The sequence below is a fragment of the Flavobacterium sp. RNTU_13 genome, assembly GCF_046614455.1.
GTDB lineage: Bacteria > Bacteroidota > Bacteroidia > Flavobacteriales > Flavobacteriaceae > Flavobacterium.
Genome location: NZ_JBKJHB010000004.1, coordinates 75259 through 96454 on the forward strand (window position 1 = coordinate 75259; position 21196 = coordinate 96454).

General features: G+C 40.5%; 36 protein-coding genes. All 36 read right to left on the reverse strand.

The window, feature by feature from the left end; translation table 11 throughout:
- Window positions 1–62: 62 nt before the first annotated feature.
- Window positions 63–1358 (reverse strand): phosphopyruvate hydratase, encoded by a 1296-nt coding sequence (gene eno, locus ACLI08_RS10650; protein WP_411428473.1) that lies wholly within the window; start codon window positions 1356–1358, stop codon window positions 63–65.
- A 24-nt stretch (window positions 1359–1382) separates the two neighbouring features.
- Window positions 1383–2501, reverse strand: coding sequence for a glutamine-hydrolyzing carbamoyl-phosphate synthase small subunit (carA, locus tag ACLI08_RS10655; RefSeq protein ID WP_411428474.1), 1119 nt, complete (start codon window positions 2499–2501; stop codon window positions 1383–1385).
- A 173-nt stretch (window positions 2502–2674) separates the two neighbouring features.
- On the reverse strand, window positions 2675–3160 hold the full coding sequence (gene rplQ, locus ACLI08_RS10660; RefSeq protein WP_411428475.1) for a 50S ribosomal protein L17: 486 nt from the start codon (window positions 3158–3160) through the stop codon (window positions 2675–2677).
- Window positions 3161–3197: 37 nt separating this feature from the next.
- Window positions 3198–4190, reverse strand: coding sequence for a DNA-directed RNA polymerase subunit alpha (locus tag ACLI08_RS10665; RefSeq protein WP_411428476.1), 993 nt, complete (start codon window positions 4188–4190; stop codon window positions 3198–3200).
- A 23-nt stretch (window positions 4191–4213) separates the two neighbouring features.
- Window positions 4214–4819, reverse strand: a complete 606-nt coding sequence (gene rpsD / locus ACLI08_RS10670; protein WP_411428477.1) for a 30S ribosomal protein S4 — start codon at window positions 4817–4819, stop codon at window positions 4214–4216.
- A gap of 92 nt (window positions 4820–4911) precedes the next feature.
- Complete coding sequence (gene rpsK, locus ACLI08_RS10675) at window positions 4912–5295, reverse strand: 30S ribosomal protein S11 (RefSeq protein WP_411428478.1); 384 nt, start codon at window positions 5293–5295, stop codon at window positions 4912–4914.
- 8 nt (window positions 5296–5303) lie between these two features.
- Window positions 5304–5678, reverse strand: a complete 375-nt coding sequence (gene rpsM, locus ACLI08_RS10680; protein WP_411428479.1) for a 30S ribosomal protein S13 — start codon at window positions 5676–5678, stop codon at window positions 5304–5306.
- Window positions 5679–5680: 2 nt separating this feature from the next.
- The gene (ykgO, locus tag ACLI08_RS10685; RefSeq protein ID WP_074961360.1) at window positions 5681–5797 is read right to left on the reverse strand and encodes a type B 50S ribosomal protein L36; all 117 of its coding nucleotides are present in this window, start codon (window positions 5795–5797) and stop codon (window positions 5681–5683) included.
- 10 nt (window positions 5798–5807) lie between these two features.
- The gene (gene infA / locus ACLI08_RS10690) at window positions 5808–6023 is read right to left on the reverse strand and encodes a translation initiation factor IF-1 (protein WP_035129818.1); all 216 of its coding nucleotides are present in this window, start codon (window positions 6021–6023) and stop codon (window positions 5808–5810) included.
- 8 nt (window positions 6024–6031) lie between these two features.
- On the reverse strand, window positions 6032–7375 hold the full coding sequence (gene secY, locus ACLI08_RS10695) for a preprotein translocase subunit SecY (RefSeq protein WP_411428480.1): 1344 nt from the start codon (window positions 7373–7375) through the stop codon (window positions 6032–6034).
- A 16-nt stretch (window positions 7376–7391) separates the two neighbouring features.
- A complete protein-coding gene (rplO, locus tag ACLI08_RS10700) occupies window positions 7392–7844 on the reverse strand; it encodes a 50S ribosomal protein L15 (RefSeq protein WP_411428481.1) in 453 nt (150 codons plus the stop codon).
- Window positions 7845–7857: 13 nt separating this feature from the next.
- On the reverse strand, window positions 7858–8040 hold the full coding sequence (rpmD, locus tag ACLI08_RS10705; protein ID WP_411409574.1) for a 50S ribosomal protein L30: 183 nt from the start codon (window positions 8038–8040) through the stop codon (window positions 7858–7860).
- A 13-nt stretch (window positions 8041–8053) separates the two neighbouring features.
- On the reverse strand, window positions 8054–8578 hold the full coding sequence (gene rpsE, locus ACLI08_RS10710; RefSeq protein ID WP_411428482.1) for a 30S ribosomal protein S5: 525 nt from the start codon (window positions 8576–8578) through the stop codon (window positions 8054–8056).
- 8 nt (window positions 8579–8586) lie between these two features.
- Window positions 8587–8937, reverse strand: coding sequence for a 50S ribosomal protein L18 (rplR, locus tag ACLI08_RS10715; RefSeq protein WP_411428483.1), 351 nt, complete (start codon window positions 8935–8937; stop codon window positions 8587–8589).
- A gap of 14 nt (window positions 8938–8951) precedes the next feature.
- A complete protein-coding gene (rplF, locus tag ACLI08_RS10720; protein ID WP_411428484.1) occupies window positions 8952–9494 on the reverse strand; it encodes a 50S ribosomal protein L6 in 543 nt (180 codons plus the stop codon).
- Window positions 9495–9512: 18 nt separating this feature from the next.
- Complete coding sequence (gene rpsH, locus ACLI08_RS10725) at window positions 9513–9911, reverse strand: 30S ribosomal protein S8 (RefSeq protein WP_411428485.1); 399 nt, start codon at window positions 9909–9911, stop codon at window positions 9513–9515.
- A gap of 69 nt (window positions 9912–9980) precedes the next feature.
- Window positions 9981–10250 (reverse strand): 30S ribosomal protein S14, encoded by a 270-nt coding sequence (gene rpsN / locus ACLI08_RS10730; protein WP_411428486.1) that lies wholly within the window; start codon window positions 10248–10250, stop codon window positions 9981–9983.
- 3 nt (window positions 10251–10253) lie between these two features.
- Window positions 10254–10805, reverse strand: a complete 552-nt coding sequence (rplE, locus tag ACLI08_RS10735) for a 50S ribosomal protein L5 (protein ID WP_411428487.1) — start codon at window positions 10803–10805, stop codon at window positions 10254–10256.
- Between the two features lie 2 nt (window positions 10806–10807).
- Window positions 10808–11122 carry a 50S ribosomal protein L24 gene (gene rplX, locus ACLI08_RS10740; RefSeq protein WP_411428488.1) on the reverse strand — a complete coding sequence of 105 codons (315 nt, stop codon included), beginning with the start codon at window positions 11120–11122 and terminating at the stop codon, window positions 10808–10810.
- 11 nt (window positions 11123–11133) lie between these two features.
- Window positions 11134–11502 carry a 50S ribosomal protein L14 gene (rplN, locus tag ACLI08_RS10745; RefSeq protein ID WP_116787132.1) on the reverse strand — a complete coding sequence of 123 codons (369 nt, stop codon included), beginning with the start codon at window positions 11500–11502 and terminating at the stop codon, window positions 11134–11136.
- 2 nt (window positions 11503–11504) lie between these two features.
- Complete coding sequence (rpsQ, locus tag ACLI08_RS10750; RefSeq protein WP_411428489.1) at window positions 11505–11762, reverse strand: 30S ribosomal protein S17; 258 nt, start codon at window positions 11760–11762, stop codon at window positions 11505–11507.
- A 16-nt stretch (window positions 11763–11778) separates the two neighbouring features.
- Entirely contained in the window at window positions 11779–11970 is a 192-nt protein-coding gene (rpmC, locus tag ACLI08_RS10755; protein WP_411428490.1) for a 50S ribosomal protein L29, read from the reverse strand.
- A gap of 12 nt (window positions 11971–11982) precedes the next feature.
- On the reverse strand, window positions 11983–12402 hold the full coding sequence (gene rplP / locus ACLI08_RS10760; protein WP_072781252.1) for a 50S ribosomal protein L16: 420 nt from the start codon (window positions 12400–12402) through the stop codon (window positions 11983–11985).
- Window positions 12403–12421: 19 nt separating this feature from the next.
- Window positions 12422–13171: a 30S ribosomal protein S3 gene (gene rpsC / locus ACLI08_RS10765; protein ID WP_411428491.1), complete on the reverse strand. Its 750-nt coding sequence runs from the start codon at window positions 13169–13171 to the stop codon at window positions 12422–12424.
- A gap of 8 nt (window positions 13172–13179) precedes the next feature.
- A complete protein-coding gene (gene rplV, locus ACLI08_RS10770) occupies window positions 13180–13593 on the reverse strand; it encodes a 50S ribosomal protein L22 (protein WP_411428492.1) in 414 nt (137 codons plus the stop codon).
- A gap of 5 nt (window positions 13594–13598) precedes the next feature.
- Complete coding sequence (gene rpsS / locus ACLI08_RS10775; RefSeq protein ID WP_411428493.1) at window positions 13599–13877, reverse strand: 30S ribosomal protein S19; 279 nt, start codon at window positions 13875–13877, stop codon at window positions 13599–13601.
- A 10-nt stretch (window positions 13878–13887) separates the two neighbouring features.
- The gene (gene rplB, locus ACLI08_RS10780) at window positions 13888–14712 is read right to left on the reverse strand and encodes a 50S ribosomal protein L2 (protein ID WP_411428494.1); all 825 of its coding nucleotides are present in this window, start codon (window positions 14710–14712) and stop codon (window positions 13888–13890) included.
- A gap of 6 nt (window positions 14713–14718) precedes the next feature.
- Window positions 14719–15009 (reverse strand): 50S ribosomal protein L23, encoded by a 291-nt coding sequence (gene rplW / locus ACLI08_RS10785; protein ID WP_411428495.1) that lies wholly within the window; start codon window positions 15007–15009, stop codon window positions 14719–14721.
- A 9-nt stretch (window positions 15010–15018) separates the two neighbouring features.
- Entirely contained in the window at window positions 15019–15648 is a 630-nt protein-coding gene (rplD, locus tag ACLI08_RS10790) for a 50S ribosomal protein L4 (protein WP_411428496.1), read from the reverse strand.
- Window positions 15648–16265 (reverse strand): 50S ribosomal protein L3, encoded by a 618-nt coding sequence (gene rplC, locus ACLI08_RS10795; RefSeq protein WP_411428497.1) that lies wholly within the window; start codon window positions 16263–16265, stop codon window positions 15648–15650. Before rplC ends, rplD begins: the two co-directional genes overlap by 1 nt.
- Before the next feature lie 274 nt (window positions 16266–16539).
- Window positions 16540–17121 carry a hypothetical protein gene (locus ACLI08_RS10800; protein ID WP_411428498.1) on the reverse strand — a complete coding sequence of 194 codons (582 nt, stop codon included), beginning with the start codon at window positions 17119–17121 and terminating at the stop codon, window positions 16540–16542.
- Between the two features lie 44 nt (window positions 17122–17165).
- Complete coding sequence (locus ACLI08_RS10805) at window positions 17166–17525, reverse strand: hypothetical protein (RefSeq protein WP_411428499.1); 360 nt, start codon at window positions 17523–17525, stop codon at window positions 17166–17168.
- Between the two features lie 121 nt (window positions 17526–17646).
- The gene (rpsJ, locus tag ACLI08_RS10810; protein WP_020213633.1) at window positions 17647–17952 is read right to left on the reverse strand and encodes a 30S ribosomal protein S10; all 306 of its coding nucleotides are present in this window, start codon (window positions 17950–17952) and stop codon (window positions 17647–17649) included.
- Between the two features lie 11 nt (window positions 17953–17963).
- The gene (gene fusA / locus ACLI08_RS10815) at window positions 17964–20099 is read right to left on the reverse strand and encodes an elongation factor G (protein WP_411428500.1); all 2136 of its coding nucleotides are present in this window, start codon (window positions 20097–20099) and stop codon (window positions 17964–17966) included.
- A 30-nt stretch (window positions 20100–20129) separates the two neighbouring features.
- A complete protein-coding gene (gene rpsG, locus ACLI08_RS10820; protein WP_411428501.1) occupies window positions 20130–20606 on the reverse strand; it encodes a 30S ribosomal protein S7 in 477 nt (158 codons plus the stop codon).
- A 25-nt stretch (window positions 20607–20631) separates the two neighbouring features.
- A complete protein-coding gene (gene rpsL, locus ACLI08_RS10825) occupies window positions 20632–21045 on the reverse strand; it encodes a 30S ribosomal protein S12 (protein WP_322625160.1) in 414 nt (137 codons plus the stop codon).
- Window positions 21046–21196 lie beyond the last annotated feature (151 nt).

Here is a 21196-nt window from a genome sequence, read left to right on the forward strand (position 1 = left end):
CGTGGCTGAAAAAAACAAAGAAGCCCCGCGTTGCGGGGCTTCTTATATATAATCAGAAATGATTAAGCTTTTACTTTGAATGCTTTTTCACCAGGGAAATAAGCTACTTCACCAAGCTCCTCTTCAATACGAAGAAGTTGGTTATACTTAGCCATACGGTCTGAACGAGATGCAGAACCTGTTTTTATCTGGCCACAGTTAAGCGCTACAGCAAGGTCAGCAATAGTGTTATCCTCAGTTTCGCCCGAACGGTGCGACATTACTGAAGTATAACCTGCATTGTGCGCCATGTTTACAGCAGCAATAGTTTCGGTAAGTGTACCAATCTGGTTTACTTTAATAAGGATAGAGTTAGCTATACCCTGATCAATACCTCTTGAAAGACGCTCTACGTTAGTTACGAATAAATCGTCTCCTACAAGCTGTACTTTATCGCCTATTTTCTCCGTAAGTAGTTTCCAGCCGTTCCAGTCGTCTTCATACATACCATCTTCTATTGAAATGATAGGGTATTTTGTAGCAAGCTCTGCAAGGTATTCAGCCTGCTCTTCTGAAGTACGGATTTTACCGGTTGGCCCTTCAAATTTAGAGTAGTCATACTTACCATCTACATAAAACTCAGACGCTGCACAGTCAAGAGCTATCTTAACATCGCCACCAAAAGTGTAACCTGCTTTTTCTACGGCAAGTTTAATGGTATCAAGGGCATCCTCTGTACCACCTTCAAAGTTTGGCGCAAAACCACCTTCATCACCTACTGCAGTACTAAGACCACGGTCATGAAGCACTTTTTTAAGGTTGTGGAATACCTCTGTACCTATTTTCATAGCGTGAGTAAAGCTTTCTGCCTTTACAGGGAAAATCATGAACTCCTGGAACGCGATAGGCGCATCTGAGTGCGAACCACCGTTTACAATGTTCATCATTGGCACAGGAAGCGTATTACCAGATACACCGCCTACGTAACGGTAAAGAGGAAGGCCAAGCTCGTTAGCAGCAGCTTTTGCTACAGCAAGAGAAACACCAAGGATAGCATTAGCACCCAGGTTAGACTTGTTAGCTGTACCATCTAGCTCTATCATGGTTTTGTCTATAGCATTTTGCTCAAATACAGACATACCTACAACAGCAGCTGCAATAGTAGTGTTTACATTTTCTACGGCTTTAAGAACACCTTTACCCATATAATCTTTACCGCCATCGCGTAGCTCTACAGCCTCATGCTCTCCGGTAGACGCTCCTGATGGAACCGCTGCCCTACCCAGGACACCATTTTCTGTAATTACATCTACCTCTACTGTAGGGTTACCACGAGAGTCTAGTATTTGCCTGGCGTGTACTTTGATAATAATACTCATAATCGCTTAAGGTTGTTTAAAAGTTTAATTATTGTGTTTACCTTTTTCTATGTTTTCAATAAACTGGTCAAACAGGTAGCTGGCATCATGTGGCCCCGGGCTCGCCTCAGGGTGATACTGTACCGAGAAACAGTTTTTATTCTTCATACGCATTCCGGCAACCGTACCGTCGTTTATATGAACATGTGTGATTTCAAAATCAGGATGTTTTTCTAGTGATTCCCTGTCCACTGCAAACCCGTGGTTCTGCGAAGTAATTTCACCTTTACCGGTAACCACATTCTTTACCGGATGGTTAATACCCCTGTGGCCGTTAAACATCTTGTATGTGGGTATACCGTTTGCAAGCGCTAACACCTGATGACCAAGGCAAATACCAAAAACAGGCTGGTTATCTGCTAAAATCTGGCGCGCTACCTCCTGCGCGCCATACAGCGGATCTGGGTCGCCAGGACCATTTGAAAGGAAAAAACCATCTGGGTTAAACTCCTTCAGGTCGGCATAAGATGCGTTATACGGATATACCTTTATGTAACAATCCCTTTTTTCGAGATTGCGTAATATATTCTTTTTAATTCCAAGATCCAGTGCCGAAATTTTATATTTAGCATCTGGATTACCTACAAAGTAAGGCTCTTTTGTAGAAACCTTACTACTAAGCTCGAGCCCCTTCATATCAGGTACAGCAGCCAGTTTAGCTTTCAAAGCCTCAATATCTATATCTTCTTCAGTACATATAGCAGCGTTTTGGGCACCGTTATCACGTATATAACTTACGAGTGCACGGGTGTCAACATCTGAAATCGCTACAAGGTTATGTTTTTCAAAATATTGCTGAAGGCTTTCTGTAGAATTTACCCTTGAGTGGTTAAAGCTGAAGTTTTTACAAACAAGGCCAGAAATCATTATTTCTTCGGCCTCAATGTCTTCATTATTTGTTCCGTAGTTACCAATGTGTGCATTAGAAGCCACCATGATTTGACCGTAGTACGAAGGATCAGTAAATATTTCCTGATAACCGGTCATACCGGTATTAAAACATACCTCTCCAAAAACGGTTCCTGCAAGCCCTACCGACTTACCGTAGAAAACCGTACCGTCTGCAAGTAGTAGAATGGCTTTGTTTCTGCTTTTGTATTTCATTTAAGTAGTGTAATTGTTGTGTTGTGTGCAAATTTACTATAAAATTTCCTTATGGTAAAAGTATGGTATTACTTTTACATTAAGCGTAACCGATATCGGTTAAGCAATGCAAAAAAAAAGGACAAACTATAAAGTTTATCCTTTTTCTTATATTGAAAATCAATTGTTCATGATTATTCAGTTGCTTCAGTGTTTTCAGCAGTATCAACGGCAGGAGCTTCAGCAGCAGGTGCATCAGCTTTTTTGGCACGGCTACGACGGGTAGTTTTCTTAGCCTCTTTCTTAGCTACGTTGTACAGTTCATTGAAGTCTACAAGTTCAATCATTGCCATATCAGCGTTGTCACCAAGACGGTTTCCAAGCTTAATGATACGGGTGTATCCACCCGGACGATCGCCTACTTTAGCAGCTACTTCGCGGAAAAGCTCAGTAACGGCATACTTGTTACGTAGGTAAGAGAAAACAACACGCCTGTTGTGGGTAGTGTCTTCTTTAGCTTTAGTTACTAGAGGCTCAAAATAAACTTTAAGCGCTTTAGCTTTTGCAACAGTCGTATTAATACGCTTGTGCTCTATAAGTGAGCAAGCCATGTTAGCCAGCATCAGTTTCCTGTGACCAGCTTGCCTGCTTAGGTGATTAACTTTTTTACCGTGTCTCATTGTCTGTAACTTTGAACCAAACCCTTACGGGCATTGGTTATTCTTTATCTAATTTGTATTTGCTTAGATCCATCCCGAAGTGAAGGTTTTTAGAAGCTACAAGCTCATCAAGCTCTGTAAGCGACTTTTTACCGAAGTTACGGAACTTCATTAAGTCATTTTTATTAAATGATACCAGATCTCCTAATGTATCCACTTCAGCCGCTTTTAAACAATTCAGCGCCCTTACAGAAAGATCCATATCTACAAGCTTCGTTTTCAGAAGTTGCCTCATGTGAAGTGACTCTTCATCATAAGATTCTGTCTGGGCAATTTCATCGGCCTCAAGTGTTATCCTTTCATCAGAGAACAGCATAAAGTGGTGAATCAGCGTTTTAGCTGCCTCTGTAAGCGCATCCTTAGGGTGAATAGAACCGTCTGTGATGATTTCGAATACAAGTTTCTCGTAGTCGGTTTTCTGCTCAACACGGAAGTTTTCTATTGTATATTTTACATTTTTTACCGGAGTAAAAATTGAGTCTGTAAATATAGTACCAATAGGAGCGTTTTGCTTTTTGTTCTCTTCAGCCGGTACATAACCACGTCCTTTTTCTATAGTAAGTTCCATGTTTATGTTAATGCTGCTGTCCATGTTGCAGATAACAAGCTCCGGGTTTAACACCTGGAAACCTGAAATAAACTTCTGGAAATCACCTGCAGTAAGCTGGTCTTTACCAGTAAATGATATAGAAACAGATTCGTTATCTACATCCTCTATCTGACGCTTAAAGCGTACCTGCTTAAGGTTAAGGATAATTTCTGTAACATCTTCAACAACCCCGGGAATAGTTGAAAACTCATGCTCCACACCTTCGATACGAACAGATGAAATAGCATAACCTTCAAGCGAAGAAAGCAAAACTCTTCTAAGTGCGTTACCAACTGTCAATCCATAACCTGGTTCCAAAGGGCGGAATTCAAATTTCCCCTGGAAATCGGTTGAATCGATCATGATAACTTTATCGGGCTTCTGAAAATTAAATATTGCCATATTGTCGACTAAAATGTCAATTATTATTTGTTATACAACTCAACGATTAGTTGTTCTTTGATGTTTTCCGGTATCTGGATCCTGGCTGGTACGCTTACAAAAGTACCTTCCTTAGTATCGTTGTTCCAGGTAATCCACTCATATACGTGAGCAGAGTTTGATAAAGAATTTGTTATAGCCTCAAGTGATTTTGATTTCTCACGTACAGCAACTTTATCGCCGGCTTTTAGTATGTAAGAAGGGATGTTTACCACCTCACCGTTTACAGTGATATGACGGTGGCTAACGATTTGACGGGCTGCCCTACGAGAAGGTGCAATACCCATCCTGAATACTACGTTGTCTAGCCTAGACTCACACAACTGAAGAAGAACTTCACCGGTTACGCCTTTAGTAGCAGCAGCTCTTTCATACAGGTTACGGAATTGTTTCTCAAGGATACCGTAGCTGTATTTAGCCTTTTGCTTTTCCATAAGCTGAACAGCATATTCAGATTTTTTACCCCTTTTCTTGGCTAAACCATGTTGTCCCGGAGGGTAATTTCTTTTTTCGAAGGCTTTGTCATCTCCGAAGATCGCCTCGCCAAATTTACGGGCGATTTTAGTTTTTGGACCAGTATATCTTGCCATTTCTAAAAATTAAAATGAACAGGGGACTATGAATTCAGGTTCCATCCTCCGATAATCCTTACCCTGTTCTTGTTATACTCTAATAAAATAAATTAAACTCTCCTTCTCTTTGGAGGACGACAACCGTTGTGCGGTAGCGGAGTTACGTCGATGATCTCAGTAACTTCTATTCCTCCGTTGTGGATAGACCTGATAGCAGACTCACGTCCGTTACCTGGGCCTTTAACGTAAACTTTCACTTTCTTAAGACCAGCTTCGATAGCAACTTTGCTGCAATCTTCAGCAGCCATCTGAGCAGCGTAAGGAGTGTTCTTTTTAGAACCGCGGAATCCCATTTTACCTGCAGATGACCAAGAGATAACTTCACCTTTCTTGTTTGTAAGCGAAATGATGATGTTATTGAAAGTCGCATTAATATGAGCCTCGCCTGTTGATTCTACAACAACTTTACGTTTTTTTGTACTCGCTTTAGCCATACTACTTATTATTTAGTTGCTTTTTTCTTGTTAGCAACAGTTTTCCTCTTACCTTTTCTTGTCCTTGAGTTATTTTTGGTACGTTGGCCACGTAGTGGAAGACCCGCTCTGTGACGGATTCCTCTGTAGCAACCTATGTCCATAAGGCGCTTAATGTTAAGCTGTATCTCAGAACGAAGTTCACCTTCAATTTTGAAGTAAGAAACCGCTTCACGGATAGCGCTGATCTCGTCATCGTTCCATGTGCTTACTTTCTTATCCTCACTTACCTGAGCTTTGCTTAGTATTTCTTGTGCCCTGCTTTTACCAATACCGAAGATATAGGTCAAAGCAATAACTCCACGTTTGTTTTTTGGTATATCTACCCCTGCAATTCGTGCCATAATTATCCTTGCCTTTGTTTAAATCTAGGATTCTTTTTGTTAATTACATATAATCTGCCTTTCCTGCGAACAATAATACAGTCGGCACTTCTTTTCTTAACTGATGCTCTTACTTTCATTTTAGTAGCTTTAGTATCTATAAGTAATTCTTGCTTTAGACAAATCATAAGGGCTCATTTCTAGTTTCACCTTGTCGCCCGGAAGCAACTTGATGTAGTGCATACGCATTTTTCCTGAAATATGAGCAATTACCACGTGCCCGTTCTCTAATTCAACACGGAACATAGCATTTGATAATGCCTCTATTATCGATCCGTCCTGTTCAATTGCTGCTTGTTTTGCCATAAAAATTATTAAGCTACCGCTTTTCTATTTTTACTACCCTTCATCAAACCATCGTAGTGCTTGTTAAGCAGGTACGAGTTTATTTGCTGTATAGTATCGATTGCAACCCCTACCACAATCAGCAACGATGTACCACCGTAAAACAATGCCCATTGTGATTGTACGCCAAAGTTATGCACTACTGCCGGGAACACGGCTATAAATGCAAGGAATAGCGAACCTGGGAAAGTTATAAGCGACATAATCCTGTCAAGGTAGTCTCCTGTCTCTACACCCGGCCTTACACCTGGTATAAAACCTCCACTCCTTTTAAGGTCATCTGCCATCTTATTGGTAGGTACCGTAATCGCGGTGTAAAAGTACGTAAAAATTATAATTAATAACGCAAATACAATATTATAGGCTAAACCAAACACATCCTGGAACTTAGCAGTAACGGTTTGGGCCATATCAGATTTAGAAAGACCCGCCAGTGCCGCAGGAATAAACATGATAGCCTGAGCAAAGATGATCGGCATTACACCACTTGCGTTTAATTTAAGAGGAATCCACTGACGGTTACCATCAAAAGCGTCCTGCTCAAATTCACCCGAAGCTGTGCGCCTAGCATATTGTACCGGTATTTTTCTTACGGCCATAACCATAAGAATACACGTAATTATAACCACAAGCCAAACTACAACTTCAAGAAGCAGCTTTAGAGGGCCACCGTTATTCTGTGTTACCACAGAGGTAAACTCCTGTATAAAAGCTTGTGGCAGCCTGGCAATGATACCTACAAGTATCAAAAGCGAGATACCGTTTCCTATACCCTTATCTGTAATTCTTTCACCAAGCCACATTGCAAAAATGGTACCTGTTGTAAGGATAACTACCGATGAGAAAAGGAACTGGAATGATGTAGACGGAAGAATAAACGCCGCTTCTGGAAGCGTACGGTAAAGGTTATAGATATAACCCGGCCCCTGCACCATAGTGATGGCTATAGTAAGCCAACGCGTGATTTGGTTAAGAGTCCTTCTTCCACTTTCACCCTCTTTCTGCAATTTTTGCAGGTAAGGCACAGCTATACCCATAAGCTGCACCACGATTGATGCAGAAATATAAGGCATGATACCCAATGCAAACACAGAAGCTTGCGAAAACGCACCTCCTGTGAATACATCGATAAGCCAGCCTATACCGCCATCTGCCTGCTTGTTTAAGTTTGTAAGCCCCGCAGCATCAATACCGGGAAGTGTTACGTGTGCACCAAAACGGTATACAAGTAATAATCCCAAAGTAACTAAAATACGGTTTTTTAGTTCTTCAATCTTCCAGACATTGTTAAATGCTTCAAAAAATTTCTTCATAAGGCTTATAATTGGATTATAAACTTACAGCTTCGCCACCGGCAGCTTCAATAGCCGCTTTAGCACTTGCAGTAAATTTGTGGGCACTAACTTTTAGTTTTGCCTTTAGCTCTCCTCTTCCTAGTATTTTAACCTCTTCATTTTTAGTAGCCAGGCGGTTTGCAACAAGTACTGCAAAATCAACTGTATCTGTTACAATACCGTTATCTACAAGTAGCTGTAGCGTATCTAGGTTTACACCAGCATATTCTTTACGGTTTATGTTATTAAAACCATATTTAGGAACACGCCTTTGTAGTGGCATCTGACCACCTTCAAAACCTATTTTCTTAGAGTAACCTGAACGAGATTTGGCTCCTTTATGACCACGGGCAGCAGTACCACCTTTGCCAGAACCTTCTCCACGTCCTACCCTTTTATTTTGATTATGAACTGAACCCTCAGCCGGTTGTAAGTTACTTAAATTCATTGTTGTTCAAGTATTAGTTAGCTTCTTCTACAGAAACTAAGTGTTTAACTTTGTTTACCATTCCAAGGATAGCAGGAGTAGCATCATGCTCAACAACTTGCCCAAGCTTACGCAGACCAAGAGACTCAAGAGTCAATTTTTGAGTTTGAGGGCAGTTAATCTTGCTCTTTATTTGTTTTACTTTTATTTTTCCCATGATTTCCCTTGAATTAACCTTTGAATACTTTCTGTAAAGAAATACCTCTTTGTTTTGCAACAGTTGCAGCACTCCTCATTTGAAGAAGAGCATCAAAAGTAGCCTTAACAACATTGTGTGGGTTAGATGAACCCTGAGATTTAGACAATACATCGTGTACACCTACTGATTCAAGTACGGCACGTACAGCACCACCGGCAATAACACCGGTACCATGAGAAGCAGGCATAAGTAGTACGCGTGCACCACCAAATTTACCTTTTTGCTCATGAGGTACGCTATGACCGCTTAGAGGAATCCTTACAAGGCTCTTCTTAGCATCTTCCACAGCTTTAGCAATAGCCTCAGATACGTCTTTAGACTTACCAAGACCATGACCTACCACACCGTGCTCGTCACCCACTACTACGATTGCAGAGAAACCAAATGCCCTACCACCTTTAGTAACTTTAGTAACACGATTTACAGCTACCAGACGATCTTTAAGTTCAAGACCGCTTGGTTTTACTAGTTCTACGTTTTTATAATTATGATACATAATTTCGATTAGAATTTAAGTCCGGCTTCCCTTGCGCCTTCAGCTAATGATTTAACACGTCCGTGGTAAAGGTAACCACCCCTATCAAAAGAGATAGTAGATATACCAGCCTGTAGAGCCCTTTCAGCAACAAGTTTGCCTACTGCAGCTGCAGTTTCGATATTAGTACCTTTTTCAACACCCTTCTCACGAGAAGATGCTGAAGCAAGGGTAACACCTGTTGTATCGTCTATGATCTGTGCGTAGATCTCTTTATTGCTCCTGAATACAGAAAGTCTTGGTTGAGTTGCAGTACCGCTTACAATCTTTCTGATCCTGAACTTAATTCTTTGTCTTCTTTCAGATTTATTTAATGCCATGATCTTTTAATTTATTAAGCTGATTTACCTGCTTTTCTTCTTAGTTCCTCACCAACAAACTTAACACCTTTTCCTTTGTAAGGCTCAGGCTTACGGAACGAACGGATCTTAGCAGCTACCTGACCAAGAAGTTGTTTGTCGTAAGACGTAAGTTTGATGATAGGGTTTTTACCTTTTTCTGATATTGTTTCTACAACAACTTCAGGAACAACCTCTAGTACAATGTTGTGAGAGAAACCTAAAGCTATATCCAGTTTTTGACCCTGGTTTGAAGCCCTGTAACCAACACCCACAAGTTCAAGAGACTTAGTAAAGCCTTCATTTACACCTGTAATCATGTTGTTTATAAGAGCCCTGTACAATCCGTGTTTAGACCTTTGAAGTTTGTTATCCGAAGACCTTTCCACCACTACCTGACCATCTTCTACTTTTACGGTTACATCACTGTATTCCTGAGTAAGCTGGCCACCTTTTCCTTTTACCGTAACTACGCTGTCGGTAACTTCTACAGTTACACCAGCAGGTATTGCGATTGGATTTTTACCTATTCTTGACATCGTGTAAAGTCTTTTAGATTAGTAAACGTAGCAAATTACTTCACCACCTACATTAAGTTGTCTTGCCTGCTTATCAGTCATCAAACCTTTAGAAGTTGAAACGATAGCAACACCAAGGCCGTTAAGAATCCTTGGAAGGCTTGTAGCTCCGGCATACTTACGTAAACCTGGCTTACTTATCCTCTGGATATCTTTAATTACAGACTCTTTAGTTTCTTTGTCGTACTTAAGAGCGATTTTGATGGTACCTTGTACAGTACTGTCATCGAATTTGTAGCTAAGGATGTACCCTTGGTCAAATAAAATCTTGGTGATCTCCTTTTTAAGGTTTGAAGCAGGAATCTCAACCACTTTGTGGTTAGCCCTTACAGCGTTTCTTACCCTGGTAAGGAAATCAGCGATAGGATCTGTATACATATTTATTTATTTGCGGTAACGGTATTCGGCCCTGTTGGGCCGAACCTATTACCAATTATACTCTTATTATTACCAGCTAGACTTTTTAACACCTGGTATAAGGCCTTGGTTAGCCATTTCACGGAATGTTACACGTGATATACCGAACTGGCGCATATAACCCCTTGGTCTTCCTGTTAGCTTGCAACGGTTGTGCAGACGTACAGGCGAAGCATTTTTAGGTAGTTTTTGTAGGCCTTCATAATCTCCGGCTTCAATAAGAGCCTTCCTTTTTGCAGCATACTTTTCTACCAATTTCTCCCTTTTTACCTCGCGGGCTTTCATTGATTCTTTAGCCATGTCTTAATTCTTTTTAAAAGGTAAACCTAATTCTGCTAATAGTGACTTCGCTTCTTTGTCTGTTTCAGCAGAAGTTACAAAGGTAATATCTAATCCTGATATTTTGTTAACTTTATCAATATCAATTTCAGGGAAAATGATTTGTTCTGTAACACCCAGGTTATAATTACCCCTACCGTCAAAACCAGTAGCTTTAATACCGTTAAAATCACGTACACGTGGAAGAGCTGCAGTAATTAACCTATCAAGGAATTCATACATTCTTTCGCCGCGTAGGGTAACTTTAGCACCAATTGGCATACCTTTCCTAAGCTTAAACGTAGCAACGTCTTTCTTAGATATTGTAGATACAGCTTTTTGGCCGGTAATTTTTGTTAGCTCATCTACTGCATAGTCGATAAGTTTTTTATCAGATACAGCGGCGCCAACACCACGGCTAAGAACTATTTTCTCAAGTTTAGGAACCTGCATTACGTTCTTATAACCGAATTCTTCTTTAAGAGCAGCAACAACACGGTCCTTATACTCTTGTTTTAATCTTGGTATATAAGCCATCACTATAGTACTTGATTAGATTTTTTTGAAAATCTCACTTTCTTATCTCCTTCTGTCCTAACACCTGTTTTTGTAGCCTCATTTGTTTTAGGATCTACAAGTGCAATGTTAGAAATATGAATAGGAGCCTCTTTTTTAACGATACCACCCTGAGGGTTTTTAGCGCTTGGCTTAGTGTGTTTAGACACGAGGTTAACGCCTTCAACGATCGCTTTGTTTTTCTCACGAAGTACACGTAGTACTTTGCCTTCGCTACCTTTATGGTCTCCGGCAATCACTTTTACAGTGTCTCCTGATTTTATTTTTAGCTTTATCATCTCAACAACAATTAAAGCACTTCAGGTGCTAATGATACAATTTTCATGAATTGCTTCTCACGAAGTTCCCTTGCTACAGGACCAAAAACACGTGTACCCCTCATTTCACCAGCAGCGTTTAACAACACACAAGCGTTGTCATCAAACCTGATGTATGAACCGTCAGCACGACGTACTTCTTTTTTGGTACGAACAACAACTGCAGTAGAAACAGCACCTTTTTTAACGTTTCCGTTTGGTGTCGCATCCTTAACGGCTACTACAATTTTATCTCCAACAGAGGCATAACGACGTTTCGTTCCTCCTAAAACACGGATAGTTAAAACTTCCTTAGCTCCCGTGTTATCTGCTACTTTTAGTCTAGATTCCTGTTGTACCATAATTACTTCGCTCTTTCAATGATTTCAACTAACCTCCAACATTTTGTTTTACTTAAAGGACGTGTTTCCATTATCCTTACTGTATCACCTATGTTACAGTCGTTCTTTTCGTCGTGTGCTACAAACTTTTTAGTTTTTAGTACGAACTTACCATATAGTGGGTGTTTTACTCGAGTTACCTGAGCAACAACAATAGACTTATCCATTTTGTTACTGGTTACTACACCTATACGCTCTTTTCTTAAATTTCTGTTTTCCATCTTTCAGCAGATACAATTATTGTAACTCTTTTTTGCTTAGCTCTGTAGCAACCCTTGCAATAGACCTGCGAACAGACCTGATTTCAAGTGGATTCGCTATCGGAGAGATAGCGTGAGCAGACGTTAGGTCGGCATATGTTTTCTTTAGCTCACCAAGTTTACCTTGTAACTCAGCTGCAGATAGATTCTTTATCTCTGATTGTTTCATAATAAAATTTGATTATGCTTCGAAATCTCTGGCAACGATAAACTTAGTTTTTACCGGAAGTTTCTGCGCTGCAAGGCGAAGAGCTTCTTTAGCTACTGACAGAGGCACGCCTCCTACTTCAAACATAATACGTCCCGGTTTAACAACAGCTGCCCAGTATTCAACAGCACCTTTACCTTTACCCATACGTACCTCTAGAGGTTTTTTGGTGATAGGCTTATCCGGGAATATTTTAATCCACAACTGACCTTCCCTTTTCATAAAACGGGTTGCAGCGATACGCGCAGCCTCGATCTGACGAGAAGTAATGAAAGAATAATCTAAAGATTTGATACCAAACATACCATTTGAAAGTTCATGCCCTCTTTGAGACACGCCCTTCATTTTACCTTTCTGTACCTTACGGTATTTCGTTCTTTTAGGCTGTAACATTTTTCTTTAGTTTAAGGGATTACTTTCTTTTGCGCTGGTTTGGTTTACCATCCCTGTTCGGCCTTCCGCCTTGAGGTCTGTCCTGAGATCCTGCAGATTTAGACTTTTGTTTGTCCATACCTGCTAACGGAGAAAGATCTCTTTTACCGTAAACTTCACCTTTCATGATCCATACTTTGATACCCATCCTACCGTAGGCAGTGTGTGCTTCAGCCAAAGCATAGTCAATATCGGCACGGAAAGTTGATAGAGGAATACGACCTTCTTTGAACATCTCAGAACGTGCCATTTCAGCACCGTTTAGACGACCAGAAATCATAACTTTGATACCCTCAGCGTTCATACGCATTGCAGCAGCGATAGCCATTTTGATAGCCCTCCTGTAAGAGATACGGCTTTCAATCTGACGTGCTACGCTTGATGCTACTAGGTACGCATCCAGCTCAGGACGTTTGATTTCAAAAATATTGATCTGAACCTCTTTATCAGTAATTTTCTTAAGTTCTTCTTTTAGCTTGTCTACCTCCTGGCCGCCTTTTCCGATGATGATACCCGGACGAGCAGTAGTGATAGTAACGGTTACAAGCTTAAGTGTTCTCTCGATGATTACTTTGCTTACACTAGCTTTAGATAAACGGGCATGGATATACTTCCTGATTTTGTGATCCTCGGCAATTTTATCGCCGTAATCATTTCCACCATACCAGTTAGAATCCCAACCCCTGATGATACCAAGGCGATTTCCTATTGGATTTGTCTTTTGTCCCATACTGTTTATTAATTGCTTTGTGTATTATTGTTAGTAGCTCCAAGCACGATAGTTACGTGGTTTGAGCGTTTCCTTATCCTGTGGGCACGACCCTGTGGTGCCGGCCTAAGCCTTTTTAGCATTGCACCACCGTCTACCGTGATTTCTTTTACAAACAGGCCTGCTTCTTCAAGGTTAGCATCTGCGTTCTTTTGCTGCCAGTTGTTAATGGCACTAAGAAGCAGCTTTTCAAGTTTACCAGAAGCCTCTTTTGTATTGAATTTCAGTATATTTAGGGCTAACTCAACTTTTTTACCCCTTACCAGGTCAGCAACGATGCGCATTTTCCTTGGTGAAGTTGGGCAGTTGTTTAGTTTTGCAAAAGCAATTGACTTGTTAGCCTCTTTTCTAGCTTCAGCTGTTTCTCTTTTACGAACTCCCATTGCTCTTATTTTTTACCTTTGTTTTTAGCACCAGCGTGACCCCTGAAAGAGCGTGTTGGTGAAAATTCTCCTAATTTATGACCTACCATGTTTTCTGTTACATAAACCGGAACGAATTGACGTCCGTTGTGTACTGCGATAGTCTGTCCAACAAAATCCGGGGTAATCATAGAAGCGCGAGACCAGGTCTTTACAACATTTTTGTTACCGTTTTCGATATTTTCCTGAACTTTCTTCTCTAGTTTATAGTGTACGAAAGGTCCTTTCTTTAATGAACGTGCCATATCTTACTTATTATTTCTTTCTACGTTCTACGATATACTTATTAGACGGGTTAACTTTAGAACGAGTCCTGTAACCTTTAGACGGAAGACCTTTCCTAGAGCGTGGGTGACCTCCTGAAGAGCGTCCTTCACCACCACCCATCGGGTGATCTACCGGGTTCATAGCTACCGGCCTAGTTCTTGGCCTACGACCTAACCAACGGCTCCTACCTGCTTTACCAGATACTACAAGCTGGTGGTCTGAGTTAGATACAGCTCCGATAGTAGCACTACAAGTAAGAAGGATAAGCCTTGTTTCACCTGAAGGCATTTTTATCGTTGCATATTTACCATCCCTCGCCATAAGTTGAGCGAATGTACCTGCGCTACGTGCTATAACAGCACCTTGTCCAGGACGTAGTTCGATGCAAGATATAACGGTTCCCAGAGGAATTTTACTCAAAGGAAGAGTGTTACCAATTTCAGGAGCAGCATTCTCTCCAGAAACTACGGTTTGACCAACCTGAAGTCCGTTTTGTGCAATGATGTAAGTTTTTGTACCATCAGCATAAGCTAATAGGGAAATAAATGCTGAACGGTTTGGATCGTATTCAATCGTCTTAACTGTTGCAGGAACACCAGCTTTAGTACGCTTGAAATCAATGATACGATACCTTTGTTTGTGACCACCGCCTGTGTAACGCATGGTCATTTTTCCTTGACTATTTCTACCGCCTGAGTTTTTTTTCGGAGCTAGTAATGAACGCTCCGGCTTATCAGTTGTAATAGTGTCAAAGCTATTAACAACTCTAAAACGCTGACCCGGGGTAATAGGCTTTAATTTTCTAACTGACATTTTCTATTAGATATTGTTGTAAAAATCTATTGTTTCACCTTCTTTTACCTGTACAATTGCTTTTTTATAAGCACTTGTTTTACCAGTGATTAAACCACTCTTAGTGTATTTAACCGATCTATCAGCCCTGTAAATCATTGTGTTTACATCAGTAACAGATACACCATAAGCAGCCTCAACAGCTTTCTTAATCTCTACCTTGTTAGCTTTTTTGCTCACAACAAAACCAAAACGGTTAAAAACTTCACCGTCTTTAGTTATCTTTTCAGTGATGATAGGTTTAATAATGATACTCATAATTCCCTATTATTTGCTTAAAGTTTCTTCAATTCCTGCCAGCGACCCTTCAAAAAGAACAACACTACCAGCGTTAAGTATCGCGTAAGTGTTTAATTCTGAAGCAGTTATAACGCTAGAAGCCTTTAAATTGCGTGATGACAAATATACATTATTATTTGTATCACCCAACACAAACAAAGATTTTTTGTTATCTAACCCTAAAGCTTTCAAAACGTTAATGAATTTTTTAGTGCTTGGAGCTTCGAATTCGAAGTTTTCAACTACCACTAAATTTGATTCCTGAGCTTTAAGAGTAAGAGCTGATTTCCTTGCTAAACGCTTAAGACCTTTGTTAAGTTTAAAAGAGTAGCTTCTTGGCCTAGGACCGAAAACTGTACCTCCACCCTTAAACAATGGGTTCTTAACACTACCTGCACGAGCTGTACCCGTACCTTTTTGTTTTTTGATTTTGCGTGTACTACCAGTCACTTCAGCTCTTTCTTTAGCCTTGTGAGTTCCCTGCCTTTGATTAGCAAGGTACTGTTTTACGTCTAGGTACACAGCGTGCTTGTTAGGCTCAATTGCGAAAACTGAATCAGAAAGGGTAACCGTTCTGCCAGTTTCTTTTCCGTTGATATCTAAAACTTTTACTTCCATTACTTCTGAATGATTACATAAGAGTTTTTATGACCCGGTATAGCACCTTTAACCACAATAAGGTTTTTGTCTGCTACTACCTTTAAAACTCTAAGGTTTTGTACTGTTACATTTTCTCCACCTGTACGGCCGGCCATACGCATACCCTTAAATACTCTTGAAGGATAAGACGATGCACCTACTGAACCCGGCGCTCTAAGACGGTTGTGCTGACCGTGTGTAGCCTGACCAACACCACCAAAACCATGACGCTTTACAACACCCTGGAAACCTTTACCTTTAGAAACACCTTGTACATCTACAAATTCGCCTTCAGCAAATAGATCTACAGTAACAGTGTCACCTAAATTAAACGATTGTTCAAAACCTTGGAATTCAACGACTTTTTTCTTCGCAACTGTACCCGCTTTTTTAAAGTGGCCAGCCTCAGATTTAACAGTGTGTTTTTCTGTTTTGTCATCGAAACCAAGTTGAACAGCCTCATACCCGTCAACCTCATTGGTTCTGACTTGGGTAACAACGCATGGACCTGCTTCGATTACTGTACACGGAATGTTTTTTCCGTTTTCGTCGAAAATACTGGTCATGCCGATTTTTCTACCAATTAACCCAGACATATTAAAATTATTAAATTATTAAAAAACATGGGAATAGTACACACTACCCCCTTTTGAGGGCGCAAAGTTAATCATCTTTTTTTGATAAACAACACTTTACAAATCATTTTTAAAACTTTTTGCCTTATTTTCAGTATTTTATATTCAGTGCTTCTTTCTACGCTGTACGAAACCACCTTAAACGTAAAAAAAGGGCAAAAAAAACACATACTTACCTAAAAAAATAATCCGCAGCGTTATGCACCACTGCGGACTACTTGTATACCGCACACGTTTAATCAATCTTTTTAACCACATTCATAGGCTTAGAATCCGGTTTATGGGCATACAACACCATGGGAGGCGCCACAAGTGCACTCTTTGGCGGTGTTATAAAAAACTGGGCAAGATAATCATGGTTAAGCATGACATTCATATTGACAATAAAATCAGTTAGCGGATGAATACCATCCGGCTGGGTTTGCCCGCCGTCTGACATTCGGGAATAGTAATCGGTTTTATTAGACAGCTGAAACTTGATTTTAGTCAAATCATCATACTTCTCCGGAACTATACTGTTCCCTTTTTCATCATAATACCCCAGCAGTTGCACCCACACGAACATCTTTTTAGTAGAAGGCAAATAAAAGTCCTTCGGCAACGCCAGCTCTATTTTATTTCTGTCTTTCGGATTAAGATACAATGTGTCTGTTGCATAAATTACCTTACCCGGGTTTAGTAAATGAAAATTCTCCTGCTGTACATCTTCATCTACAGAGATAAAGTTAACCTTGTAAGCGGTCTTTACTTTTACCTTCTCTACATAAAAGGCAAACTTATCTAAAACATAGTCGTGCGGTGTACCATTCCTAAACATTAGGCCATAAACCAATTCATCGGAAATAGCAGAAGATCTCCGTTTTATAAACCGATTGGTTTCCCCCAGCACAATTTGTTTTTTATATCTGAACCAATCACTACTTCGTCCAGGTAAAAGATTTTCTTGGTAAGATAAAAGACAGAATCCATATTCTTCTTGGCAGCGCCAAACGTTTCGTAGTCTACCCTCCACAATGCTATTGAATCAAAAACAATATCTTTATGTATTGTATTTAACTTATCTGGTACCGTAACTGCATTGTAAACCGGCTTCTTATTATTAAACAATGTGTAGTTAACATTATCCACAAGCTCATAGGTATCCTTATCAACAGCAATAAAACACTGGGCAAACGCAACCGCACTAATAAGAAGCAAGGCCGCTACAAAAAATGATTTCATATAAAAAGGTATTGGGTGGTTTTAAGTAGGGCTATAATACAAAAAAAGTTAACACCAGCCATTACGGGATAAAAATAAAAAACCCGGCATAAGCCGGGTTCTTATATAAAGAGTGGAATTATCACACTTTGATTTCAACTTCTACACCACTAGGAAGCTCAAGTTTCATTAGAGCATCGATAGTCTTAGAAGACGAACTGTAAATGTCAAGTAGCCTTTTGTAAGAGCTTACTTCAAACTGCTCCCTAGATTTTTTGTTTACGTGCGGAGAACGTAGTACAGTGAAAATCTTTTTGTGTGTAGGCAAAGGAATAGGACCTGTTACTACAGCACCGGTGCTTTTTACAGTTTTAACGATCTTTTCAGCAGACTTGTCTACAAGGCTGTGATCGTATGATTTTAATTTTATTCTGATCTTTTGACTCATTTTCTTGAAAATTAAGCGTTGCCTTTAGCTTTTTTAATTACTTCGTCGGCGATGTTAGAAGGTGTTTCTGCATAGTGAGAGAACTCCATTGTAGAAGTTGCACGACCTGAAGAAAGTGTACGAAGCGTAGTAACGTATCCGAACATTTCTGAAAGTGGCACACTAGCCTTAACTACTTTAGAACCTGCCCTGTCGTCCATGTTGTTGATTTGACCGCGACGACGGTTAAGGTCACCTACGATATCACCCATGTTTTCTTCAGGAGTAAGTACTTCCAGCTTCATGATAGGCTCAAGGATTACAGCACCGGCAGCTTTAGCAGCCTCTTTGTAACCCATTTTAGCAGCAAGTTCGAATGATAGTGCATCCGAGTCTACAGGGTGGAATGAACCATCAAGAAGAGTAACCTTCATACTGTCCATTTCGTAACCTGCAAGAGGACCTTGCTTCATAGCTTCTTTGAAACCTTTTTCGATAGCAGGGATAAATTCCCTAGGGATGTTACCACCTTTTACTTCGTTTACAAACTGAAGGCCCATTGGTACTTTACCATCAACCTCGTCAGCCGGCTCAAGACGGAATACGATATCACCGAATTTACCACGACCACCAGACTGTTTCTTGTATGTTTCCCTGTGGTTAGCAGCACGTGTAATCGCCTCTTTGTACTCTACCTGAGGCTCACCCTGGTTAACTTCTACCTTAAACTCACGCTTAAGACGGTCTACTAGGATGTCAAGGTGAAGCTCACCCATACCAGAGATAATAGTTTGTCCTGAAGCATGGTCTGTCCTTACTGTAAACGTAGGGTCTTCTTCTGCAAGTTTTGCAAGAGCCATACCCATTTTATCTACGTCGGCCTTAGTTTTAGGCTCAACAGCGATACCGATTACCGGATCAGGGAAGTTCATACTTTCAAGAACGATAGGGTTTTTCTCATCACAAAGTGTATCACCTGTTTTGATATCTTTAAAACCTACAGCCGCTCCAATATCACCAGCCTCGATAAATTCGATTGGGTTTTGCTTGTTAGCGTGCATCTGGTAGATACGAGATATACGCTCTTTGCTTTCGCTACGTGCGTTAAACACGTAAGAACCTGCATCAAGACGGCCAGAGTACGCCCTGAAGAATGCAAGACGACCTACATAAGGGTCAGTTGCAATTTTAAATGCAAGTGCAGAGAACGGTTCAGAAACAGATGGCTTACGAGAGATAGCCTCGCCAGTATTAGGGTTAGTACCTTCAATAGCTTCTTTATCAAGTGGCGAAGGAAGGAACTTACATACTGAATCCAGCATGAACTGAACACCTTTGTTTTTGAATGACGAACCACAAAGCATAGGGATGATAGCCATATCTATGGTAGCCTTCCTTAGCGCTTCGTTGATTTCTTCCTCTGTAATAGAGTTTTCGTCTTCCATGTATTTTTCAAGAAGGTTCTCGTCGTAAGCAGCCACTTCTTCAATAAGTTGTGACCTGTACTGGTGAACTTCTTCTTTCATATCCTCAGGGATAGGCACAATATCAAAAGTAGCACCCTGAGTTTCGTCATGCCATACAATAGCCTGGTTCCTTATAAGGTCTACAACACCTTTAAAGTCTTGCTCTTCACCAATTGGAAGAACCAATGGCACAGCGTTAGACTTAAGCATGTCTTTTACCTGCTGGCATACAGCAAGGAAGTTAGAACCCTGACGGTCCATTTTGTTTACAAAGCCCATACGGGGTACTTTGTAGTTATCTGCAAGCCTCCAGTTAGTTTCAGATTGTGGCTCTACACCATCAACTGCACTAAACAGGAACACAAGACCATCAAGTACCCTTAGTGAACGGTTTACCTCTACGGTAAAGTCAACGTGACCCGGGGTATCAATGATGTTAAAGTGGTAAGGCTGGGTTTCAGGAAGGCTTTTACCTTGTTCTGTAGGGAAGTTCCAAGTACAAGTAGTAGCAGCTGAAGTAATGGTAATACCCCTTTCCTGCTCCTGAGCCATCCAGTCCATAGTTGCAGCACCATCGTGAACCTCACCAATTTTGTGAGATTTACCGGTATAGAAAAGAATACGCTCTGTAGTCGTAGTCTTACCGGCGTCGATGTGAGCAGCAATACCTATATTACGCGTGTATTTTAAGTCTCTTGCCATTTTAGTTGTTCTTTATGCTGTGTTGTTTAATTAAAATCTAAAGTGAGAGAACGCTTTGTTAGCCTCAGCCATTTTGTGAGTATCCATTCTCTTTTTAACAGCAGCACCTTCTTCCTTAGCAGCAGCAAGGATTTCAGTAGCAAGCCTTTGAGCCATAGATTTCTCGTTTCTCCTTCTTGCATAAAGTATAAGCCATTTCATGGCCATAGATATTTTCCTGTCCGGACGAATCGGCATAGGAATCTGGAATGTAGCACCACCTACCCTGCGGCTACGTACTTCTACGTGCGGCATTACGTTAGTAAGAGCATCTTTCCATACTTCAAGAGCAGGTTTTTCTGCGTCTTGTTTTTTGTTTTCTACGATTTCAATAGCATCATAGAAAACTTTAAAAGCTGTAGATTTTTTACCATCCCACATCAGGTTGTTCACAAAACGTGTTACAAGCTGGTCGTTAAATTTAGGATCCGGTAAAAGTGGTCTTTTTTTAGCCTGTCTTTTTCTCATGTCTTTTGTTTAAAAGCTTTAATGATTACTTTTTCTTACCTTTTGCCGGAGCTGCTGCTGGTTGTCCTGGCTTAGGACGCTTAGCACCATACTTAGACCTACGTTGAGTTCTACCTGCAACACCTGCCGTGTCAAGAGCACCACGTACAATGTGATACCTTACACCAGGTAAGTCTTTTACCCTTCCGCCCCTAACTAATACTATCGAGTGCTCTTGTAGGTTATGACCTTCACCTGGGATGTATGCGTTTACTTCATTACCATTTGTTAAACGTACCCTGGCAACTTTACGCATTGCCGAGTTAGGTTTCTTAGGTGTTGTAGTGTAAACACGTGTACAAACGCCCCTGCGTTGAGGACAAGAATCCAAAGCAGCCGATTTACTCTTCTTAGTTATCTGGGTTCTCCCAGTTCTTACTAATTGTTGAATTGTTGGCATAATTATTACTAAAAATTTCTAATTCTTTAAAAACCCGATTTTTTCGGGCATGCAAAGGTAGAAATTATAATTAATAAAACAAATCCTAATTCATTAATTTTCAACTGGCTTACCAATAGGTTAACCTTCACATATTTTTCAGCAAATATTT

Excerpts from the sequence above, each read along its gene's own strand:
- eno (WP_411428473.1), bottom strand. The coding sequence starts at position 1,358 with ATGAGTATTATTATCAAAGTACACGCCAGGCAAATACTAGACTCTCGT.
- carA (WP_411428474.1), bottom strand. The coding sequence starts at position 2,501 with ATGAAATACAAAAGCAGAAACAAAGCCATTCTACTACTTGCAGACGGT.
- rplQ (WP_411428475.1), bottom strand. The coding sequence starts at position 3,160 with ATGAGACACGGTAAAAAAGTTAATCACCTAAGCAGGCAAGCTGGTCAC.
- ACLI08_RS10665 (WP_411428476.1), bottom strand. The coding sequence starts at position 4,190 with ATGGCAATATTTAATTTTCAGAAGCCCGATAAAGTTATCATGATCGAT.
- rpsD (WP_411428477.1), bottom strand. The coding sequence starts at position 4,819 with ATGGCAAGATATACTGGTCCAAAAACTAAAATCGCCCGTAAATTTGGC.
- rpsK (WP_411428478.1), bottom strand. The coding sequence starts at position 5,295 with ATGGCTAAAGCGAGTACAAAAAAACGTAAAGTTGTTGTAGAATCAACA.
- rpsM (WP_411428479.1), bottom strand. The coding sequence starts at position 5,678 with ATGGCACGAATTGCAGGGGTAGATATACCAAAAAACAAACGTGGAGTT.
- ykgO (WP_074961360.1), bottom strand. The coding sequence starts at position 5,797 with ATGAAAGTAAGAGCATCAGTTAAGAAAAGAAGTGCCGACTGTATTATT.
- infA (WP_035129818.1), bottom strand. The coding sequence starts at position 6,023 with ATGGCAAAACAAGCAGCAATTGAACAGGACGGATCGATAATAGAGGCA.
- secY (WP_411428480.1), bottom strand. The coding sequence starts at position 7,375 with ATGAAGAAATTTTTTGAAGCATTTAACAATGTCTGGAAGATTGAAGAA.
- rplO (WP_411428481.1), bottom strand. The coding sequence starts at position 7,844 with ATGAATTTAAGTAACTTACAACCGGCTGAGGGTTCAGTTCATAATCAA.
- rpmD (WP_411409574.1), bottom strand. The coding sequence starts at position 8,040 with ATGGGAAAAATAAAAGTAAAACAAATAAAGAGCAAGATTAACTGCCCT.
- rpsE (WP_411428482.1), bottom strand. The coding sequence starts at position 8,578 with ATGTATCATAATTATAAAAACGTAGAACTAGTAAAACCAAGCGGTCTT.
- rplR (WP_411428483.1), bottom strand. The coding sequence starts at position 8,937 with ATGGCATTAAATAAATCTGAAAGAAGACAAAGAATTAAGTTCAGGATC.
- rplF (WP_411428484.1), bottom strand. The coding sequence starts at position 9,494 with ATGTCAAGAATAGGTAAAAATCCAATCGCAATACCTGCTGGTGTAACT.
- rpsH (WP_411428485.1), bottom strand. The coding sequence starts at position 9,911 with ATGTATACAGATCCTATCGCTGATTTCCTTACCAGGGTAAGAAACGCT.
- rpsN (WP_411428486.1), bottom strand. The coding sequence starts at position 10,250 with ATGGCTAAAGAATCAATGAAAGCCCGCGAGGTAAAAAGGGAGAAATTG.
- rplE (WP_411428487.1), bottom strand. The coding sequence starts at position 10,805 with ATGGCTTATATACCAAGATTAAAACAAGAGTATAAGGACCGTGTTGTT.
- rplX (WP_411428488.1), bottom strand. The coding sequence starts at position 11,122 with ATGATAAAGCTAAAAATAAAATCAGGAGACACTGTAAAAGTGATTGCC.
- rplN (WP_116787132.1), bottom strand. The coding sequence starts at position 11,502 with ATGGTACAACAGGAATCTAGACTAAAAGTAGCAGATAACACGGGAGCT.
- rpsQ (WP_411428489.1), bottom strand. The coding sequence starts at position 11,762 with ATGGAAAACAGAAATTTAAGAAAAGAGCGTATAGGTGTAGTAACCAGT.
- rpmC (WP_411428490.1), bottom strand. The coding sequence starts at position 11,970 with ATGAAACAATCAGAGATAAAGAATCTATCTGCAGCTGAGTTACAAGGT.
- rplP (WP_072781252.1), bottom strand. The coding sequence starts at position 12,402 with ATGTTACAGCCTAAAAGAACGAAATACCGTAAGGTACAGAAAGGTAAA.
- rpsC (WP_411428491.1), bottom strand. The coding sequence starts at position 13,171 with ATGGGACAAAAGACAAATCCAATAGGAAATCGCCTTGGTATCATCAGG.
- rplV (WP_411428492.1), bottom strand. The coding sequence starts at position 13,593 with ATGGGAGTTCGTAAAAGAGAAACAGCTGAAGCTAGAAAAGAGGCTAAC.
- rpsS (WP_411428493.1), bottom strand. The coding sequence starts at position 13,877 with ATGGCACGTTCATTAAAGAAAGGACCTTTCGTACACTATAAACTAGAG.
- rplB (WP_411428494.1), bottom strand. The coding sequence starts at position 14,712 with ATGTCAGTTAGAAAATTAAAGCCTATTACCCCGGGTCAGCGTTTTAGA.
- rplW (WP_411428495.1), bottom strand. The coding sequence starts at position 15,009 with ATGAGTATCATTATTAAACCTATCATCACTGAAAAGATAACTAAAGAC.
- rplD (WP_411428496.1), bottom strand. The coding sequence starts at position 15,648 with ATGGAAGTAAAAGTTTTAGATATCAACGGAAAAGAAACTGGCAGAACG.
- rplC (WP_411428497.1), bottom strand. The coding sequence starts at position 16,265 with ATGTCTGGGTTAATTGGTAGAAAAATCGGCATGACCAGTATTTTCGAC.
- ACLI08_RS10800 (WP_411428498.1), bottom strand. The coding sequence starts at position 17,121 with ATGTTTAGGAATGGTACACCGCACGACTATGTTTTAGATAAGTTTGCC.
- ACLI08_RS10805 (WP_411428499.1), bottom strand. The coding sequence starts at position 17,525 with ATGAAATCATTTTTTGTAGCGGCCTTGCTTCTTATTAGTGCGGTTGCG.
- rpsJ (WP_020213633.1), bottom strand. The coding sequence starts at position 17,952 with ATGAGTCAAAAGATCAGAATAAAATTAAAATCATACGATCACAGCCTT.
- fusA (WP_411428500.1), bottom strand. The coding sequence starts at position 20,099 with ATGGCAAGAGACTTAAAATACACGCGTAATATAGGTATTGCTGCTCAC.
- rpsG (WP_411428501.1), bottom strand. The coding sequence starts at position 20,606 with ATGAGAAAAAGACAGGCTAAAAAAAGACCACTTTTACCGGATCCTAAA.
- rpsL (WP_322625160.1), bottom strand. The coding sequence starts at position 21,045 with ATGCCAACAATTCAACAATTAGTAAGAACTGGGAGAACCCAGATAACT.